This window comes from Lacinutrix gracilariae, assembly GCF_042684485.1.
GTDB classification, from domain to species: domain Bacteria; phylum Bacteroidota; class Bacteroidia; order Flavobacteriales; family Flavobacteriaceae; genus Oceanihabitans; species Oceanihabitans gracilariae.
The window spans coordinates 127,040-146,364 of record NZ_JBHULM010000004.1 but is presented as its reverse complement, the minus strand read 5'-3'; the positions used below and the strand labels follow the sequence as shown (position 1 = coordinate 146,364).

Below are 19,325 nucleotides of genomic sequence, written 5' to 3'. Positions count from 1 at the left end.
AACAAACTATGAAAATTTTTATTCTAGCTCTTTTGTTAAGTGCTACTTCTTGTCAAGACAAATATCCTGACCTTGAAGATGGCCTTTATGCAGAATTTATAACCAACAAAGGTACTATGGTTGCTAAGTTATATTTTGAAAAAGCACCTGTTACTGTTGCAAATTTTGTAGCTCTTGCAGAAGGAACACACCCAAATGTTACAGACTCTTTAAAAGGAAAAAGATACTATAATGGTATTATTTTTCACAGAGTTATAGACAAGTTTATGATTCAAGGAGGAGACCCTACAGGAACAGGAACTGGTGATCCTGGTTATAAATTTACAGATGAGTTTAATGTAGAATTAAGACACAACAAACCAGGAATTTTATCTATGGCTAATTCTGGTGCTAACACAAATGGTAGTCAGTTTTTTATTACAGAAGTTGCTACTCCTAATTTAGATGCTTTTGATGCACAAGGAAACCTAAAAAAATGTGACAACCCTAGAATTGGTTGCCATGCTGTTTTTGGTGAAATTGTTTTAGGTTTAGACGTACAAGACACTATCTCTAACGTTGAAACACAAAAACCAAGCAACAAACCTGTAGAAGATGTAGTTATTAACGAACTAAATATTATTAGAAAAGGAAAAGCTGCAAAAGCGTTTAATGCTCCTAAAGTTTACACGGAAGAATTGCCTAAAATAGCTGAAAGAAATAAAGAATTAAAAGAAGAAGCAGAAGCAAAACTTAAAGAAGAAGCAAAACTTGCTACTAAAAATTTCTTAGATAAAAATAAAGATTTAGAAGGTACTGTTAAAGAATCACCTACTGGTCTAGTTATGATTATTAATGAAGCTAAAAACGGAGTAAAACCAACTTCTACAGATAAAGTATTAATTAATTACGCTGGTTATTTTGAAGATGGCAGATTGTTTGATACTAGTTGGGCTAGTGTTGCTAAAGAAAACGACCAATACAACGAGTCTCGTGACAAACAAAATGGCTACAAACCATTTGCAATGATTTATAACGAAACTGCTACTCTTGTTCCAGGATTTAGAGAAGCAATGCTTAATATGAATGTTGGAGATAAAGCACACGTTTTTATACCTAGTTACTTAGGATATGGTGCTAACGGAATGGGACCAATACCACCAAACACCAACTTAATTTTTGATTTAGAAATCATGGAAATTCAAAAGTAATTTTACATTACTTTGTATAAAAAAAGCAGCTCTAAGAGCTGCTTTTTTTATTTCTATTATAAGGTTTACTTTTTAGGTATCTCTTTTAAAATCTCTAAAACAAACTTCCAGTATTTTTGAGCAGAAGAAATACTTGCTCTCTCATCTGGAGAATGTGCTCCTTTAATGGTAGGTCCAAAACTAATCATTTCCATACCTGGATAATTACTTCCTAAAATACCACATTCTAATCCTGCATGACAAGCAGCAACATGTGCTTTTTCACCATTCAGTTTTTCATATAAACCATCTAATACTTTTAGTATAGAAGAATCCATATTAGGTGCCCAACCAGGATAATCTCCAGAAAGCTCTACCTCACAACCTGTAAGTTCAAAAGTTGCACGAAGCGTATTTGCTAAATCTATTTTAGAACTTTCAACAGAGCTACGTGTTAAACATCCTATTTTAATAGCACCATCTTTTATAATTACTCTTGCAATATTGTTTGATGTTTCTACTAAACCTTCAATATCTGCACTCATTCTGTATACACCATTACAAGCAGCATAAATAGCACGAGTTACTCCTTCTTGCACACCAAGATCCATTATCGTTTCTGGTGTATCTATTTTAGAAACCGTAATCTTTAAATCCGGTTCCATAGTTTTTAATTCGGTTTTAATGGTTTTTTCCATTTCTTCCATTTCAGCTATAAAAGCAGCTTCATGAACAGCATCAATAGCAACTATAGCTTTACTTTCTCTTGGTATTGCATTACGTAAGCTACCTCCATCAATTTCAGAAATACGTAAACCAAAGTTTTCAAAACCATCAAACAATACACGATTCATGATTTTGTTGGCATTACCTAAACCTTCATGAATTTGCATTCCAGAGTGACCTCCTTGCAAACCATTAACTGTAACAGCAAAACCTATTTTAAATTCTGGAGTTTCTTCTTCTGCATAAGTTCTTGTTGCAGTAATATCAATTCCTCCTGCACAACCAACACCAATTTCATCATCTTCTTCGGTATCTAGGTTTAATAAGATTCCGCCTTCTAGCAAACCTCCTTTTAATCCCATAGCACCTGTCATTCCTGTTTCTTCATCAATAGTAAACAAAGCTTCAATTGCAGGATGTGCAATATCGGTACTTTCTAAAATAGCCATAATAGTAGCAACACCTAAACCATTATCTGCTCCTAATGTGGTTCCTTTTGCTCTAACCCAATCACCATCAACATACATTTCAATTCCTTGTGTATCAAAATCAAAATCTGTATCGTTGTTTTTTTGGTGTACCATATCTAAATGCGACTGCATTACAATGGTTACTCTGTCTTCCATTCCTGCAGTTGCAGGTTTTTTTATAATTACATTACCAACTTCATCTTCTATAGTTTCTAAACCTAATTTGCTACCAAAGTCTTTCATAAACGCTATAACACGTTCTTCTTTTTTTGATGCTCGTGGCACTGCATTTAGGTCTGCAAACTTGTTCCAAAGTTGTTTTGGCTCTAATTGTCTTATTTCTGAATTCATTTGTATGTTTTATTTAAAGTGCAAAGATACAAATAGTCTTACTAGAAACCTTGCCAGTTTTTAAAACCTATACATAAAGTATTACAAACATTTGTTTACTTTTGAAATATGCTAAAAAACCCAAAACCTTATATTGCTTTTGCTATACTTCCGCTATACTTCATCGTTAGAATACTTTCTAAGTATCCTGAATTTGTAGAGCAATATTATAGTAATGGTTTGTATCCTATAATTTCAAATATTTTTAGATTCACTTTAGGATGGATTCCTTTTTCTTTTGGCGATTTATTTTATGCTTTTTCTATTATCTATATCATTAGATGGTTACTTAAAAACAGAAGAAGAATTATTAAAGACACTAAAAATTGGTTGATAGATATTTTAGCTGCTGTATCTATTATCTATTTTGCTTTTCATTTATTTTGGGGAATGAATTACCACAGGTTGCCTTTACACCATAACTTAAACTTACAAGCAGATTATACTACGCAACAACTTATTAAGGTAACAAAACAATTAATTGAAAAATCGAATACATTACATTTTCAAATTACAAAAAACGACACGCTAAAAGTGGTTATACCTTATGGTAAAACACAAATATTAAAGCAAGTACCTGATGGATATACTGCTTTAGAAAAAGACTTTCCACATTTAGCTTATCACACAAAAAGCATTAAAAAATCACTTTTTAGTATACCACTTACATATATGGGCTTTTCGGGTTATTTAAACCCAATGACTAATGAAGCACAAGTAGATGGATTAATCCCTAAATACAAGTTTCCTACAACAGCATCACATGAAGTAGCGCATCAATTAGGCTATGCAGCAGAAAACGAAGCCAATTTTATAGGTTTTTTAGCTGCTACAAACAATAAAGATATTTATTTTAACTATTCCGGATTCACCTTTGGCTTAAAGCATTGCCTCTTGGAGGTTTATAGAAGAGATCCTTTGCTTTACCAAGAATTATTAGTTAGTATAAATCCTGGTATTTTAAAAAACTACCAAGAAACACAAGCGTTCTGGAAAAGCTACGAAAACATTACAGAGCCTATTTTTGAAACCGTATATTCTAATTATTTAAAAGCCAATAAGCAAGAAGGAGGCATGGAAAGCTATAGTTACGTAGTTGCCTTATTGGTAAACTATTACAACAGTAAAACACTTTAAACCAATAAAAAGAGACACCAGAATCTATTTTAATCTAAAATATTCAGGGGATTAAATTTTACGTATAAAAAAAGCGAGCAAGAATTAATTCCTGCTCGCTTTTTTTTAATTATAATAGGTATTAATTTACAAATTCTCCTTTTTCAGGTTTTGCAAATGTACTAGATGGTAAAGCTGTTTTTGTAATTTGAACATCTATAAAATCGGTGCTCTTTGTAACTTCTGTTGGTTTGTCGTCTTTAAAACCATAATTTACACTTGTTTTAGGTAATAATAGACCGTTTACTTTTTGCCAATTACTATATCTTCTAAAGTGTAATTCTTTTTTATCTATTCCTGGTACAAAAGAAACGGTATAGCCTAACCATTCCATTTGGTAGGTTGTTGGGTTGTAATATAACACGTAACGATCTTCTGGTGTTTCACCAACTCCTGCATCATAAGTTACCTGTATTCCTGGGTAAGTAACACCTTCAAAAACTAAAGGTTCTGCTTCTGCATAGTTAATTCCGTCATCCGACAAGATAAAAGGCATTGCATAGAAATAAAACATTAAGTTGTATTTAAATTTTGCCATTTTCCCGTTGTATTCTCCTTCGGTTTTATTTAAAAACCATGCTTTTTCACCATCAAAACCTATGCTCTCTTTTGAGTTATCTACTAAGGCTTCTCTAGACATTAAGTTGGTGGTAATCACTTCTTTTCCGTCAGGCTTTTCCATTGTAAAAATTAAGGATTTCATGGATTTCCAAGTATCAATTCCACCATGTGCATCAAATACTTTAGTAAGGTTTTCTGGATAGCTAACTGCTGGAGTTTCAACTATTACTTCTTCTACACTTTCTGTAGCTTCTTCTGTTTTTGTGTTTTGTTTACATGCCGAAAAAGCAAATAATAACGTAATGGCAAAAATGTAATTTTTCATTAATTGATTTTTTTTGGTTTTTGGTTTTTGGTTTTGTCGAAATGTAAACATAGTCATTACATAAAAAGCTTCCGAAAAATAAAAGTTTTTATAACTTAATTTTAACGTCTACCTCTATTCGTTAACAATTTTACTATACTTTTTGGTTTTACTAAGCTTTTACTTAGAAACCTATAGATAGCTCCACGTCATTTTTCAGCTACAGCTGTATTAAACTAGCTATTTACTTTAATTTTTGTTTCATAATAACGTAACTTTGCATCTATAAACACAGGTAATTTAATGGCGTTCAAACAAATAACAAGCACACAAAATTCTTACATAAAAGAGCTGGTACTTTTAAAAGATAAATCTAAAAACAGAAAGAAGTCTGGGTTGTTTTTAATTGAAGGCGAACGTGAAATTTCTTTAGCGTTAAAAGGAAAGTATACCTTAGAAACCATACTTTTTTATCCAGATCTTTTCACTAAAGAACAACTAAACGAATTACCAATTTCTAATACTGAAATTATTGAAGTATCTAAAGAAGTCTACCAGAAATTAGCCTACAGAAGCACTACAGAAGGCATTATTGCAATAGCAAAAGCCAAACAGCATAGTATGGATAACCTAAAATTCAACATACCAAATCCGTTGCTTTTAATTGCTGAAGCTCCTGAAAAACCAGGAAATATTGGTGCTATTTTACGTACTGCAGATGCTGCCAATGTAGATGCTGTAATAATTGCAAACCCTAAAACAGACTTGTATAACCCTAATATTATTCGCTCTAGTGTTGGCTGTGTTTTTACCAATAAAATAGGCACAGGAACTACCGAAGAAATTATTAGTTTCTTAAAGCAAAACAATATTGCTATTTATAGTGCTATTTTACAAGAAGCGGTTAACTATCATGAGCAAGATTACACAAAAGCTTCGGCTATTGTGGTTGGCACAGAAGCCGTTGGTTTAAGTGAAGCCTGGAGAAAAGCCTCTAAACAAAACATTAAAATACCAATGCAAGGCGAAATTGACTCTATGAATGTTTCTGTTGCCGCAGGAATACTAATTTTTGAAGCGAAAAGACAACGAAATTTCCTTTAAAATTTTGCAAAAATCAAAACACAAATAACAAAATCCAATAACGTACTTTTGGTTTTTAGTTTTTTAATTTTTTAGAAAAATGTCAGCCTGAGCGCAGTCGAAGGCCATCTAAATCTAAATTAAAAATGTATTTCTACTATGTTTACATTCTAAAATGCTCTGATAATTCCTATTATACTGGAATAACAAATAATTTAGACAAACGCTATAAAGAGCATGTTTTTGGTAAATATCGCGATTGCTACACTTTTAAAAGAAGGCCTTTAGAAATTCAATTCCATGAATCTTTTAATGATGTTTTACAAGCAATTTATTTTGAAAAGAAAATTAAAAAATGGACTCGAGCTAAAAAAGAAGCATTAATAAATGGGGATTATAACAGGCTACAAATCTTATCCGAATGTAGAAATGCTACACATTACAAATACAAAGGTAAATAAGCACTTCGACTGCGCTCAGTATGACAAATAGTTACTATTTTTACAGAAATTATTAATTTGAAATTTCCTTTCATTTTTTATATGACACCTACTACACTATTCTACATTATATTAACCATTTTAATACTAGATTTTATAGTAGATAAAATTTTAGATGCACTAAACGCTAAACACTTTAAAGACAAAGTACCTCAAGAACTACAGGATGTTTATGATGCTACCGAATATAAAAAATCACAAGAGTACAAAACAACCAATTACAAGTTTGGTATTTTAACTTCCTCCTTCTCTATGATATTAACCCTTGGTTTTTTAATTTTTGATGGTTTTGAAGCAATAGACAACATAGCTAGAAGCTATACCGAAAACTCCATTATAATTGCATTAATTTTCTTTGGTATTATAATGATAGGTAGTGATATTCTTACCACACCTTTTAACTATTACAAAACATTTGTTATTGAAGAAAAATTCGGGTTCAACAAAACCACAAAAAAAACTTTTTGGTTAGACAAACTAAAAGGATGGTTTATGATGGCTTTTCTGGGTAGTATCATTCTTGCTGCAATTATTTGGTTTTATCAAACCACAGGAAAACACTTTTGGTTGTATACTTGGGCTTTGGTTACTGTATTTACAGTTTTTATAAATATGTTTTACGCCAAACTAATTGTACCCTTATTTAACAAACAAACACCTTTAGAAAACGGCACATTACGTGAAAAAATTTCGGCCTACGCCAAAACCGTTGGCTTTACTTTAGACAAAATTTTTGTTATTGATGGCTCTAAAAGAAGCACCAAAGCAAATGCCTATTTCTCCGGATTTGGTAGTGAAAAACGCGTTACACTTTATGATACTTTAATAAACGATTTAGAAGAAGAAGAAATAGTTGCTGTACTTGCCCATGAGGTTGGTCATTACAAAAAGAAACACATTATATTTAATTTAGCAGCTTCTATTCTAATAACAGGTTTTACACTTTTTATACTTTCTTTATTTATTTCAAAACCAATACTATCACAAGCTTTAGGTGTAGAAAAACCTAGTTTTCATATTGGCTTAATAGCTTTTGGTATTTTATATAGTCCGCTTTCCGAAATCACAGGACTACTAATGAACTGGTTTTCAAGAAAGTTTGAATATCAAGCAGATGATTATGCTAAAATAACCTACAAAGCAGAGCCTTTAATTACTTCCTTAAAAAAGCTATCTAAAAACAGCTTAAGCAATTTAACTCCGCATAAAGCCTATGTATTTATGCATTATTCGCATCCTACCTTATTAGAAAGAATTAAGAATTTGAGAAAATAATTCTTCCTATTAACTTTCTAAAATTTTAAACTAAAAAGGGTTGTACATTAATTTTCTTTATAGTATTTTTAATACTTATGACAGATGTAGAAATAGAACAAGAAAACGCAGCAATTACCAAGGCATATAAAGAACTATTAAAGGTTAGTTATAGAACGCTTTCTACCGAAGATAAAAAGCTAATTAGAAAAGCCTTTGAAGTCGCTGTAGATGCACACAAAGAACAACGCAGAAAATCTGGTGAAGCATATATTTTTCACCCAATAGCTGTTGCTAAAATTGTAGCCCAAGAAATCGGACTAGACGCAACCTCTATTGCTGCTGCTTTGCTTCATGATGTGGTAGAAGATAATGAAGATTACTCCATTCAAGATATAGAACAACTTTTTGGTGAAACCGTTGCAAGAATTGTAGACGGACTCACAAAAATTTCTTCGCTTAAAAAAGATATGGATGTGTCTTTGCAGGCAGAAAACTTTCGTAAAATGTTACTCACACTTAATGATGACGTTCGTGTTATCATTATTAAAATAGCAGATAGGTTGCATAATATGCAAACTATGGAGTCTATGCGTGCAGACAAGCAAGTAAAAATTGCAAGCGAAACCTTATACATTTACGCTCCTTTAGCTCACAGAATTGGACTATACAACATAAAAACAGAACTTGAAGATCTTGGCTTAAAATATACCGAACCAGAGGTATATAATGACATTTTGCACAAAATGAAAGAAAGCAAAGAAGAGCAAGATTTATATATTAAAGAGTTTAATGATGTTATAAAAAATTCACTAGATAAAGAAAATCTTAATTACGAAATAAAAGGAAGACCTAAGTCTATTTTTTCTATTCGAAGAAAAATGGTAAATCAAGGGGTTTCTTTTGATGAAGTGTATGATAAATTTGCGGTTCGTATTATTTATAAAAGTGATGCTGCAAACGAAAAATTTCTAGCATGGAAAATATACTCTATAGTAACAGACCATTTTAGACCCAATCCTACACGTCTTCGTGATTGGATTTCATCACCTAAATCTACAGGTTACGAAGCTCTACACATTACTGTAATGGGTCCTAAAGGACGCTGGGTAGAAGTACAAGTACGTAGTGAACGTATGAATGAAATTGCAGAAAAAGGATATGCTGCGCACTACAAATACAAAAACAAAGAAGATAAAGAAGATGATAGTTTAGACACTTGGATTAACAAACTGCAAGAGGCTTTAGAAAATCATGGCGCAAATGCAGTAGACTTTGTTGAGCAGTTTAAACTCAACCTCTACTCTAAAGAAATTTTTGTTTTTACACCAAAAGGAGATTTAAAATCCTTACCAAAAGGAGCAACACCTTTAGATTTTGCTTTTAATATTCATACAGAAGTTGGTATGAAAACTAGAGGAGCAAAAGTAAATGGTAAACTAGTTCCTTTAAGTCACGAACTAAAAAGTGGTGATCAGGTAGATATATTAACATCAGAAAGCGCAAAACCAAATGCCAACTGGCTAGATTATGCAACCACAGCAAGAGCTAGAAGCAAAATAAAAACGGCTTTAAAAGAAAGCACTAAATTAGTAGCAGAAGAAGGAAAAGAAATTTTAAGACGTAAATTAAAACAGCTTAAAATAACTTTAAATGAAAATTCTATTAACGAAATGGTAAATCATTTTAAACTTAAAACAAGTTTAGATTTATTTTTTCGCGTAGGTTCTGGTGCTATAGATAACATCATGCTTAAAGAATATGCTGCTTCTAGAAGCAATGCATTGGTAAGTTATTTAAAAAATAAAATATCAAGAAAAGCTACTTTAAGCAAAGAAGAGCTTGAAAAAGATGAAATAACCAACAAGTATGATTTACTTGTTTTTGGTAAAGAAGAAGAAAAACTAGATTATAAATTAGCTGTCTGCTGTAACCCTATTCCTGGAGATCCTGTTTTTGGATTTTTAACCGTTAACGAAGGAATTAAAGTACACAAAAAGAACTGTCCTAATGCGGTTAGCCTACAGTCTAACTATGCATACAGAATTTTATCTGCAAAATGGATTGACTCTAGTCAGCAAGAATTTTCAGCACAACTCATACTTTCAGGTATCGATAATTTAGGCTTAGTAAACGATATTACTAAATTGATTTCTGCAAATATGCATGTAAATATGAAAAGTATTAGCTTTCATAGTGATGACGGAATTTTTTCCGGAAAAATCAATGTAGTAGTAAAAAACAAAAACTTATTAACAAAACTTATGAATAACCTTAAAAAAATTAATGGAATTGATAAGGTTAGAAGAGTATAAAAAGTGTAAATTTACGCCGAAATTATGAGTGTAAAAACAGATACAAAAAACCAAGAAATTGTAAAAAATGTATTCACAAAATTTCTAGAAAGTAAAGGACATCGTAAAACGCCTGAGCGTTACGCCATTCTTCAAGAAATTTATAACAGTGATGAACATTTTGACATTGAGTCGCTATACCTAAACATGAAAAATAAAAAATATCGTGTTAGTAGAGCTACTCTTTATAATACAATAGAATTACTTCTAGAATGTGCATTGGTAAGAAAACACCAATTTGGACAAAGTCAAGCACACTATGAAAAATCTTATTTTGACAAGCAACACGATCACGTTATTCTTACAGATACAGGTGAAGTAATTGAGTTTTGCGATCCTAGAATTCAATCTATCAAAAAAACAATTGAAGAGGTTTTTGATATTGAAATCAATAATCATTCACTCTATTTTTACGGCACAAAAAAAGCAACTAAATAACTAAAATTACAATGGCAGTAGATTTACTACTAGGTTTACAATGGGGAGACGAAGGCAAAGGAAAAATTGTTGACGTTTTAACCGCAGACTACAACATTATTGCACGTTTTCAAGGTGGTCCAAACGCAGGACACACACTAGAATTTGATGGCATCAAACACGTTTTAAGAACCATTCCGTCAGGAATCTTTCATGAAGACTCTACCAATGTAATTGGTAATGGTGTTGTTATAGATCCTGTAGTTTTTGCAAAAGAACTAGAAGGTTTAGACCAATTTAATATAGATTACAAAAAGAAGCTTATCATCTCTAGAAAAGCACACGTAATTTTACCAACACACAGATTGTTAGATGCAGCTAGTGAAGCTTCTAAAGGTAAAGCTAAAATTGGATCTACCTTAAAAGGTATTGGTCCAACGTACATGGATAAAACGGGTAGAAACGGAATTCGTGTTGGTGATTTAGAATTAACCGATTGGAAAGAAAAATATAGAGCTTTAGCAGATAAGCATGAAGCTATGATTGCCTTTTACAATGTGGATGTGCAATATGATTTAGAAGAAATGGAAAAAGAGTTCTTTGAATCTGTAGAGGTTTTAAAATCTTTACAATTTATTGACTCCGAAGAATATTTATACCAAGCACAAAAATCAGGAAAAAGTATTCTTGCTGAAGGTGCTCAAGGTTCGCTTTTAGATATCGATTTTGGTACTTACCCATTTGTTACATCTAGTAACACTACAGCAGCAGGTGCTTGTACTGGTTTAGGTGTAGCACCAAACCAAATTGGTGATGTATATGGTATCTTTAAAGCATACACTACAAGAGTTGGTTCTGGTCCTTTCCCAACAGAACTTTTTGATAAAGTTGGTGAAGATATGGCTAGAATAGGTCATGAATTTGGTGCTGTTACAGGAAGAGCAAGACGTTGCGGATGGCTAGACTTAGTTGCCCTTAAATATGCTTGTCAAGTAAATGGTGTTACTAAATTAATGATGATGAAAGGCGATGTACTTTCTGGTTTTAAAACATTAAAGGTGTGTACTGCTTACAAATATAAAGGAGAAACGATTACACATTTACCTTATAATATTGAACCAGAAAACCTAGAACCTGTTTATACTGATTTTTCAGGATGGAAAGAAGATTTAACACAAATGACAGATAAAGCGCAATTCCCAAAAGAATTGAATGACTATATCGCATTTCTTGAAAAAGAACTAGAAATCCCTATTCATGTGGTTTCTGTTGGTCCAGATAGAAAACAGACTATTTTTATGTAATTCACATAAACAAAAAACTTAAAAGACCTGCCTTGTATCTACTCGGCAGGTTTTTTGGTATTAAAAAATTCATAAACCTATATAACACTTAATAATAATAGTTATTTTTACCACAAATTATAGATTTTCAAACATCCATACCATAAAATTGGTGCCAACCCTTAAAATACAATGGATGCTACATGTGAACCTTGAAAATCAATAAATACAAACACATGAAATTAAAGTACATTTATATACTTTTTTTGTTCTTTGCTTTTGCTTCTGCCCAAGCACAACAACAAATACAAATTAAATATTCTGGATTCTTAGAATTTAAAGAAGAAGAAGCTCCAGGATTAAAAATCATGACTCGTGATGATTCCGGACAAATACACGTAATTCATGAAGGAGTAGATATGTGGTGTGATCAAGCACTACTCTACTCTAACGAAAACTTTGTAGAAGCCTACGGAAACGTAAAAATGAAACAAGGAGACAGCATTAATATGACGTCTAAATATGTAGAATACAGCGGAAAAACCAAACTAGCCTTTGCTAGTGGTGACGTTATTTTAAAAGAACCTGCTTCTACCTTAACTACAGACACCTTATATTTTGATCGCGCGAAACAACAAGCCTTTTATAAAAGCAACGGAAGAGTAGTTCGTGATTCTTCAGGAACCATTACTAGTCAAATTGGACGTTATTACATGAATGCTCAAAAATACCAGTTTGTAAAAAATGTAAAACTGGTAAATCCTGACTATACCATAAATACAGATCGATTAGATTTTTATACCGAAACAGGATATGCATTTCTATATGGTCCTTCCACTATTGTAACCGAAGAAAGTAAAATATACTGCGAAAAAGGTTTTTATAATACAGAAACCAAACAAGGATACGCTGTTAAAAAATCTAAAATAGATTATGAAAACAGAATTTTTGAAGGAGACAGTATGTTCTTTGACAATAACAGGAGTTTTGCTTCTGCAACCAATAATATAAAAGTGACAGACACCATAAATAACAGTATTGTAAAAGGGCACTATGCAGAAATTTACAAACTTAAAGATTCTGTTTTTATTACCAAACGCGCTTTAGCTATTTCGTTACAAGAAAGAGACTCGCTTTATCTTCATGCAGACACTTTAATGGTTACAGGAAAAGCAGAAAACAGAATTACAAGAGCCTTTAAAAATGCTAAGTTTTATAAAACAGACATGAGCGGAAAAGCAGATTCTATTCACGTCAATCATAAAACAGGATTAACAGAACTTATCAATCTTGCTAATGTAAATTCAAAAGATGCTTTTGTAACAAAAAGACAACCTATACTTTGGAATCTTGGTAACCAAATGACTGGTGATACCATTCATATAAAATCAAACCCTAAAACCGAAAAACTAGATTCTTTAATTGTTTTTGATAACGCTTTCATTATTAGTAAAGACACATTAGGAGCTGGCTACAACCAAATTACAGGAAAAACACTTGTTGGTTTATTTAACGAAGACAACACCCTAAAACAAGTAGATATTGATAAAAATGCGGAATCTATTTATTTTGCTAGAAACGAAAAAAATGAACTTGTAGGAATAGATAAATCTAAATCTGGAAGCATTAAGATGCTTTTTGCTGACAGCGAAATTATTGAACTACGAAAAATTAGACAAGTAGACGGAAAAACATATCCAGAATCTGAATTTCCAAAAAACGTAAGAAAATTAAAAGGTTTTGATTGGAGAGAAGAAGAAAGACCAAAAAGCGTAGAAGATTTATTTAGTGATGACCCTCCTCTAAACCTACCAGTAATAAAAGGCTTAGAAGATTATGTGCCGCAAGAAGAATTCTTTGACAATGAAATGCTAGAACGCATAGAAAAAGCAGATGATGACGAAGCTAAAAAGGCCAACAAAACTATTACTAACCCTAAAGCATCTAGAAACGTACCAAAAAAGAACCTAACCAAACCCAACGTTACACGTTCTTCTGCAGTACTAAAAGCCAAACCTCAATTAATAGAACCTAAAAAAGAGTAGTCATTAAAAAAGATTTTTTAACATATCAAGCCCAAACTTCTCCGCATCCATTAGCAATGGAAATTTCACATGCAGAAGGATCCTATATTTATGACGCTAACAATAAAGCCTATTTAGATTTTGTTGCAGGAGTTTCAGCATGTACACTTGGCCATAAACACCCAAAAGTAGTTACTGCTTTAAAAACACAAATAGACAGTTATTTACATGTCATGGTTTATGGTGAGTACATACAAAAACCTGCTGTAGAACTAACCAAGTTATTAGCTAAACACTTACCAAAATCTTTAGAAAAAACATACTTAACCAATTCAGGTACAGAAGCTATTGAAGGTGCTTTAAAATTGGCTAAACGTGCAACCGGAAGAAGCCAAATTATTGCTGCTAAAAAAGCATACCATGGTAATACTATGGGATCTATGAGTGTCATGGGGTTTGAAGAACGCAAACAAGTATTTAGACCTTTGGTTCCTGATGTTTCTTTTATTGCATTTAATAACGAGGCAGATATACAACATATTACCAATAAAACTGCTGCTGTTATTTTAGAAACCATTCAAGGTGGTGCAGGCTTTATAGAACCTACAAACAATTATTTACAAAAGGTTGCTACGCGCTGTAAAGAAGTTGGCGCTCTTTTAATTTTAGACGAAATACAACCAGGTTTCGGACGTACAGGAAAACTCTTTGGTTTTGAAAATTACAACTGTATTCCAGATATTCTAGTAACAGGAAAAGGCCTTGGTGGTGGTATGCCTATTGGTGCTTTTACAGCTTCAGGCAAACTTATGGACTTACTACAAGACAATCCTAAATTGGGACACATCACTACCTTTGGTGGTCATCCTGTTATTGCTGCTGCTGCTTTAGCCACTTTAAAAGAAGTTACAGAAAGTAATTTAATAACCCAAACATTAGAAAAAGAAGCGCTTTTTAGAAAACATTTAGTACACCCACTAATTACAGAAATTAGAGGAAAAGGCTTAATGCTTGCCGCAATGACTCCTTCTGCAGATATAACAAATCAAGTAATTTTGCGTTCTCAAGAAGCTGGACTTATTCTTTTTTGGCTGCTTTTTGAACCAAAAGCAATTAGAATTACTCCTCCACTAACCATCTCTAACCAAGAAATCATTAAAGGTTGTGGCATTATTATTGCCATACTAAATAGTATAGAGACTAATTAACAAACTTTAATTAACTGATTTTCAATTTATTAACAAAACCAAATGCTGTTCATTACTTTGTTAAAAACATTTAAGCGTTTTTATTTTACAAGCAATTTAGAATAGTACATTTAATATTGTAGAACCATTCCCATTGCCTATGGAGTTCAGTCACAACGACAATAACAATTTACCTCTTTCTAAATTTGAATCGATGTTAAAAACAAACAATGTATTGTTTTTCGATTCGAATGAGTTTGAGAACATTATACATTATTACCTTAATCAAGGTAAAGTTGCTTTAGCAAAAAAAGCCATTAAATTAGGATTAGAACAACATCCTACTTCTGTAAATTTAAAATTATTTAAAGTAGAAGTTTATATTTTTGAAAATGAGCTTCCTAAAGCAGATAAACTTTTAAATGAGCTTCATAATTTAGAACCTCAAAACGAAGAAATATATATTCAGAAAGCAAATATATTTTCCAAACAAGACAATCATGCTAAAGCTGTAGATGTACTAAAAAGTGCATTAAAATTTGCCGATGATACTACAGACCTGTATTCCTTAATAGGAATGGAATACTTATTTTTAGATAAATTTGAAGAAGCAAAACAAAACTTTATTAAATGTCTTGAGCAAGATCTTGAAGATTATTCTGCTCTATACAATATGATTTATTGTTTTGATTTTTTAGATCAAAACGAAGAAGCTATTGAATACTTAAACAACTATTTAAACAACAATCCGTATTGTGAAGTTGCATGGCATCAATTAGGTAAACAATATTATACCATAAAAGATTACAAAAAAGCACTTGCTGCTTATGATTATGCCATTATATCTGATGATACTTTTGTTGGTGCATATTTAGAAAAAGGTAAAGTCTTAGAAAAATTAAAAAAATACGAAGAAGCTATAGAAAGCTACACCTTAACTTTACAGTTAGAAGACCCAACATCTTTTGCCTTGCTACGCATAGCACAGTGTTATGAAAAATTAGGAAAAGACGATTTAGCGGTTCAGTATTTTTACCAAACAGTTCATGAAGATCCTTTATTAGATAAAGGTTGGATAGCTATTACAAAGTTTTATAACAAGAAAAAAAACTACCAAAAAGCCTTATACTATATCAATAAAGCTATTAACATAGACACAGAAAATGTTGTTTATTGGAAACTTTATGCACAAATAAATCATCGTTTAAACTTTTTAGAAGAAGCAGAACGTGGTTATAAAAAAGCTTTAGAATTAGGAAACTACGAGATTGAAACATGGATTGCTCGTGGTGATATTTTATTAAAAATAGGCGAAACAGAAGCTGCTATTTATAACTTTTTACAAGCAGCAGAATTTCATCCAGAAAATGCAGAATTAGAATACAGACTTGGTGGTTTGTACTTTTTACAACACGAAATAGAAAAAGGAACTTTTCACTTAAAAAACGCTGTTCGTTCTAACCAAGAATACGCTTTTATTATTGAAGAACTTTTTCCTAATGTTTTTGTTAAACCACAAGTTAAAAAGCTACTAAATGTAAAATAAAGCACATTTGTTTTACAAAAATATTACCTTTGGTTTGAGTAAAAAAAATCAAAGTATGCAAAGACGTTTTATAGACTACTTAATCATTTCCTTTAAAGGAATTGCAATGGGAGCTGCAGATGCTGTTCCAGGTGTTTCAGGTGGTACAATAGCTTTTATTTCTGGTATATATGAAGAGTTAATTACTACCATAAGTAATGTAAACCTAAACACGCTAAAAGTTTTAAAAACCGAAGGTATAAATGCTTTTTGGAAAAAAATAAACGGTAATTTTCTATTAGCCTTGTTAATTGGTATGATCATTAGCTTTGCTTCTTTTATGAAGCTTGCTAAATACCTTATCGAGCAACATCCTATTTTAATATGGTCTTTCTTTTTTGGGTTAATTATTGCTAGTATTTTATTTATTGGTAAACAAATTACCAAGTGGAATCTAGCAACTATTCTAGCCGTAATTTTTGGTGCTGTACTTGCCTATTATATAACCTCATTGCCTTCTATGGCAAGCAATAACAACCCTTACTTTTTATTTATTGCAGGAGCAATAGCTATTTGTGCCATGATTTTACCTGGTATTTCGGGTTCCTTTATATTAGTCATTTTAGGTGCTTATAAAACATTAAGCAACGCAATAGATAGTTTAGACATAAAAAAAATAGCCATATTTGCTTTAGGTGCTATTGTTGGTTTGTTAAGCTTTTCAAGAGTTTTAAAATGGTTATTTAAACATTACCACAATATTACACTAGCCGTTTTAACTGGTTTTATTTTTGGTTCGCTGAATAAAATTTGGCCCTGGAAAAAAACAATAACTGTTATGAGTGATGCTACAGGAGATGTAATACCTTTTGCCAATATTACCAACTTAGGTACGCTCTCTGTTTACCAAAAAACAATTCAAGATTTTGAAAGCTATAAAACCATTGTAGAAAAAAGCATACTACCTTCCAGATTTACAGAACTAAACCTAATAGATGCACAAGTACTAATTGCTATTGCCTTAATGGTTATAGGGTTTTTAACTATATTCATTCTAGAAAAAATAGGAAACAAAGTGCATTAATGGAAAATACCAGAACATTAACAGACAAAATATTTCTAGTCTTAAAAGGATTAGGAATGGGTGCTGCTAACAAAGTTCCTGGTATTTCTGGTGGTGTTGTAGCTTTTGTTGCTGGATTTTATGAAGAGTTTATTTATTCGCTTCAAAAAATTAATGGCAAAGCCTTTATGCTTTTGGTTAACCGAAGATTTAAAAGCTTTTTTCAATATATAAATGGTCGTTTTTTAAGCTTATTGTTCTTCGGAATGCTAATTAGTTATTTTAGTGTTTCTAAAATTTTAGACTATTTAATTATACACTATGAGCTTTATGTTTGGAGTGTTTTCTTCGGAATGATTATAGGTTCTATCTACCAAATAAGTAAAGATTTTAAAGACTGGAAATACCAAACCTACCTTGCTCTTTTTATAGGTATTGCCATTGGTGTAAGCATTAGCTTTTTAGATCCTGCCAAAGAAAACGATAACCTTTGGTTTGTCTTTTTTTGTGGTATTATTAGTGTTTCTGGTATGACGCTTCCTGGATTTTCAGGATCGTTTATTTTAATTCTTTTAGGTAACTATGTATTGCTTTTAGTAGATTCTGTAAATGCGCTATACAATTGTTTTTCAGATATCATTAAAGGCGATTTTTCATTTATACACAATGTAGAACGTATAAGAATGTTAAAAATACTAAGCGTTTTTACTATAGGCTCTTTAACTGGTTTGGTTACCTTTTCTCATATATTAAGCTATATACTAAAAAACTATAAAAGCATAACTACTGCTTCTATTATTGGCTTTATTATAGGTTCTTTAGGTGTGGTTTGGCCTTTTAAACAAACCATTTATAAACTAAATGAAGATGGTAGCTTTTTAATAGATTCTACCGGAAAAAAAGTAATAGAAAACTATAAACGGTTTATACCAGAACTAAACCAAGAAACATACTTTGCTATTTTTTGTATTATTATTGGTATAGCAATTGTTTTAGCTTTAGAATTTTATGGACAAAAAACAAGAAAGACACATGCGTAAATTTGGATTAATAGGAAAAAACATAGACTACTCATTCTCTCAATCTTATTTTGCAAAAAAATTTAAAACAGAAGAAATTACAGATGCTAGCTATCAAAATTTTGATTTAGAAAGCATCTCAGACTTCCCTTTGCTTTTAAAAGACACTAGTATTAAAGGCTTTAATATTACTATTCCGTATAAAGAATTAATAATTCCGTATGTAGATAAGTTAGACAAAAATGCTGAAAAAATAGGTGCTATAAACACTATAAAGTTCACCAAAAAAGGAAAACTAAAAGGCTACAATACAGATTATTATGGCTTTAAAAAATCTTTAACACCGCATTTAAAACCACATCATAAAACGGCCTTAATTTTAGGCACAGGAGGCGCAAGTAAAGCCATAGCTTTTGCTTTGCAAAAACTAGATATTACATATACTTATGTATCTAGAAATGCAACTAAAGAAAATCAAATTTCTTACCAACAGCTTACTCCAGAAATTATAGCCAACAACACCATAATAATTAACTGTACGCCTTTAGGTACCTATCCAGACGTAAAAGCTTGTCCTAACATTCCGTATCAAGCAATAACCCAGAAACACCTGCTTTTTGACCTTATTTACAATCCGGAAGAATCTACCTTTTTAAACTACGGAAAACAGAAAAAAGCAACCATAATAAATGGTTATAGAATGCTAGAATTACAAGCAGAAAAATCATGGAGTATTTGGAATAAATAGCAAATACCTATAAACTTTTAAATTCATTTTGTTATTACTCATGACTTTTTTGAAAATTTAAGCCTTGTTTAG

The 19,325-nt window shown here is 31.6% G+C and carries 16 protein-coding genes; 14 read left to right on the top strand and 2 right to left on the bottom strand.

What is annotated here, in order from left to right; genetic code table 11:
- The first annotated feature begins 8 nt into the window (after nt 1–8).
- Entirely contained in the window at nt 9–1,190 is a 1,182-nt protein-coding gene (locus ACFSSB_RS02455; RefSeq protein ID WP_379900592.1) for a peptidylprolyl isomerase, read from the top strand.
- 65 nt (nt 1,191–1,255) lie between these two features.
- On the opposite strand, the gene ACFSSB_RS02450 is transcribed toward ACFSSB_RS02455, so the two are convergent.
- Nucleotides 1,256–2,716, bottom strand: a complete 1,461-nt coding sequence (locus ACFSSB_RS02450) for an aminoacyl-histidine dipeptidase (RefSeq protein WP_379900590.1) — start codon at nt 2,714–2,716, stop codon at nt 1,256–1,258.
- 108 nt (nt 2,717–2,824) lie between these two features.
- Here ACFSSB_RS02450 and ACFSSB_RS02445 point away from each other — a divergent pair, with 108 nt between their 5' ends.
- Nucleotides 2,825–3,892 carry a DUF3810 domain-containing protein gene (locus tag ACFSSB_RS02445; RefSeq protein WP_379900588.1) on the top strand — a complete coding sequence of 356 codons (1,068 nt, stop codon included), beginning with the start codon at nt 2,825–2,827 and terminating at the stop codon, nt 3,890–3,892.
- Nucleotides 3,893–4,013: 121 nt separating this feature from the next.
- Here ACFSSB_RS02445 and ACFSSB_RS02440 read toward each other — a convergent pair whose 3' ends face one another.
- Nucleotides 4,014–4,817, bottom strand: a complete 804-nt coding sequence (locus tag ACFSSB_RS02440; protein ID WP_379900586.1) for a DUF6503 family protein — start codon at nt 4,815–4,817, stop codon at nt 4,014–4,016.
- A 282-nt stretch (nt 4,818–5,099) separates the two neighbouring features.
- Between ACFSSB_RS02440 and ACFSSB_RS02435 the strand changes: the two genes are divergently transcribed.
- From ACFSSB_RS02435 to ACFSSB_RS02380, 12 genes are all read left to right on the top strand, one after another.
- Entirely contained in the window at nt 5,100–5,900 is an 801-nt protein-coding gene (locus ACFSSB_RS02435) for a TrmH family RNA methyltransferase (RefSeq protein WP_379900584.1), read from the top strand.
- 125 nt (nt 5,901–6,025) lie between these two features.
- Nucleotides 6,026–6,340 (top strand): GIY-YIG nuclease family protein, encoded by a 315-nt coding sequence (locus ACFSSB_RS02430; protein ID WP_379900582.1) that lies wholly within the window; start codon nt 6,026–6,028, stop codon nt 6,338–6,340.
- Between the two features lie 81 nt (nt 6,341–6,421).
- Nucleotides 6,422–7,654, top strand: a complete 1,233-nt coding sequence (locus tag ACFSSB_RS02425) for a M48 family metallopeptidase (RefSeq protein ID WP_379900773.1) — start codon at nt 6,422–6,424, stop codon at nt 7,652–7,654.
- Nucleotides 7,655–7,731: 77 nt separating this feature from the next.
- A complete protein-coding gene (locus tag ACFSSB_RS02420) occupies nt 7,732–9,948 on the top strand; it encodes a RelA/SpoT family protein (protein WP_379900580.1) in 2,217 nt (738 codons plus the stop codon).
- A gap of 24 nt (nt 9,949–9,972) precedes the next feature.
- Complete coding sequence (locus ACFSSB_RS02415) at nt 9,973–10,425, top strand: Fur family transcriptional regulator (protein ID WP_379900578.1); 453 nt, start codon at nt 9,973–9,975, stop codon at nt 10,423–10,425.
- Nucleotides 10,426–10,436: 11 nt separating this feature from the next.
- The gene (locus tag ACFSSB_RS02410; protein WP_379900576.1) at nt 10,437–11,708 is read left to right on the top strand and encodes an adenylosuccinate synthase; all 1,272 of its coding nucleotides are present in this window, start codon (nt 10,437–10,439) and stop codon (nt 11,706–11,708) included.
- 215 nt (nt 11,709–11,923) lie between these two features.
- Nucleotides 11,924–13,732, top strand: coding sequence for an OstA-like protein (locus tag ACFSSB_RS02405; protein WP_379900574.1), 1,809 nt, complete (start codon nt 11,924–11,926; stop codon nt 13,730–13,732).
- Between the two features lie 56 nt (nt 13,733–13,788).
- Complete coding sequence (locus tag ACFSSB_RS02400; RefSeq protein ID WP_379900572.1) at nt 13,789–14,919, top strand: aspartate aminotransferase family protein; 1,131 nt, start codon at nt 13,789–13,791, stop codon at nt 14,917–14,919.
- A gap of 139 nt (nt 14,920–15,058) precedes the next feature.
- Complete coding sequence (locus ACFSSB_RS02395; protein ID WP_379900570.1) at nt 15,059–16,444, top strand: tetratricopeptide repeat protein; 1,386 nt, start codon at nt 15,059–15,061, stop codon at nt 16,442–16,444.
- A gap of 55 nt (nt 16,445–16,499) precedes the next feature.
- Entirely contained in the window at nt 16,500–17,507 is a 1,008-nt protein-coding gene (locus tag ACFSSB_RS02390; RefSeq protein ID WP_379900568.1) for a DUF368 domain-containing protein, read from the top strand.
- Nucleotides 17,507–18,526 carry a DUF368 domain-containing protein gene (locus ACFSSB_RS02385; protein WP_379900566.1) on the top strand — a complete coding sequence of 340 codons (1,020 nt, stop codon included), beginning with the start codon at nt 17,507–17,509 and terminating at the stop codon, nt 18,524–18,526. The genes ACFSSB_RS02390 and ACFSSB_RS02385 overlap by 1 nt, the downstream gene beginning before the upstream one ends.
- Entirely contained in the window at nt 18,495–19,253 is a 759-nt protein-coding gene (locus ACFSSB_RS02380; protein WP_379900564.1) for a shikimate dehydrogenase family protein, read from the top strand. Before ACFSSB_RS02385 ends, ACFSSB_RS02380 begins: the two co-directional genes overlap by 32 nt.
- Nucleotides 19,254–19,325: the final 72 nt, after the last annotated feature.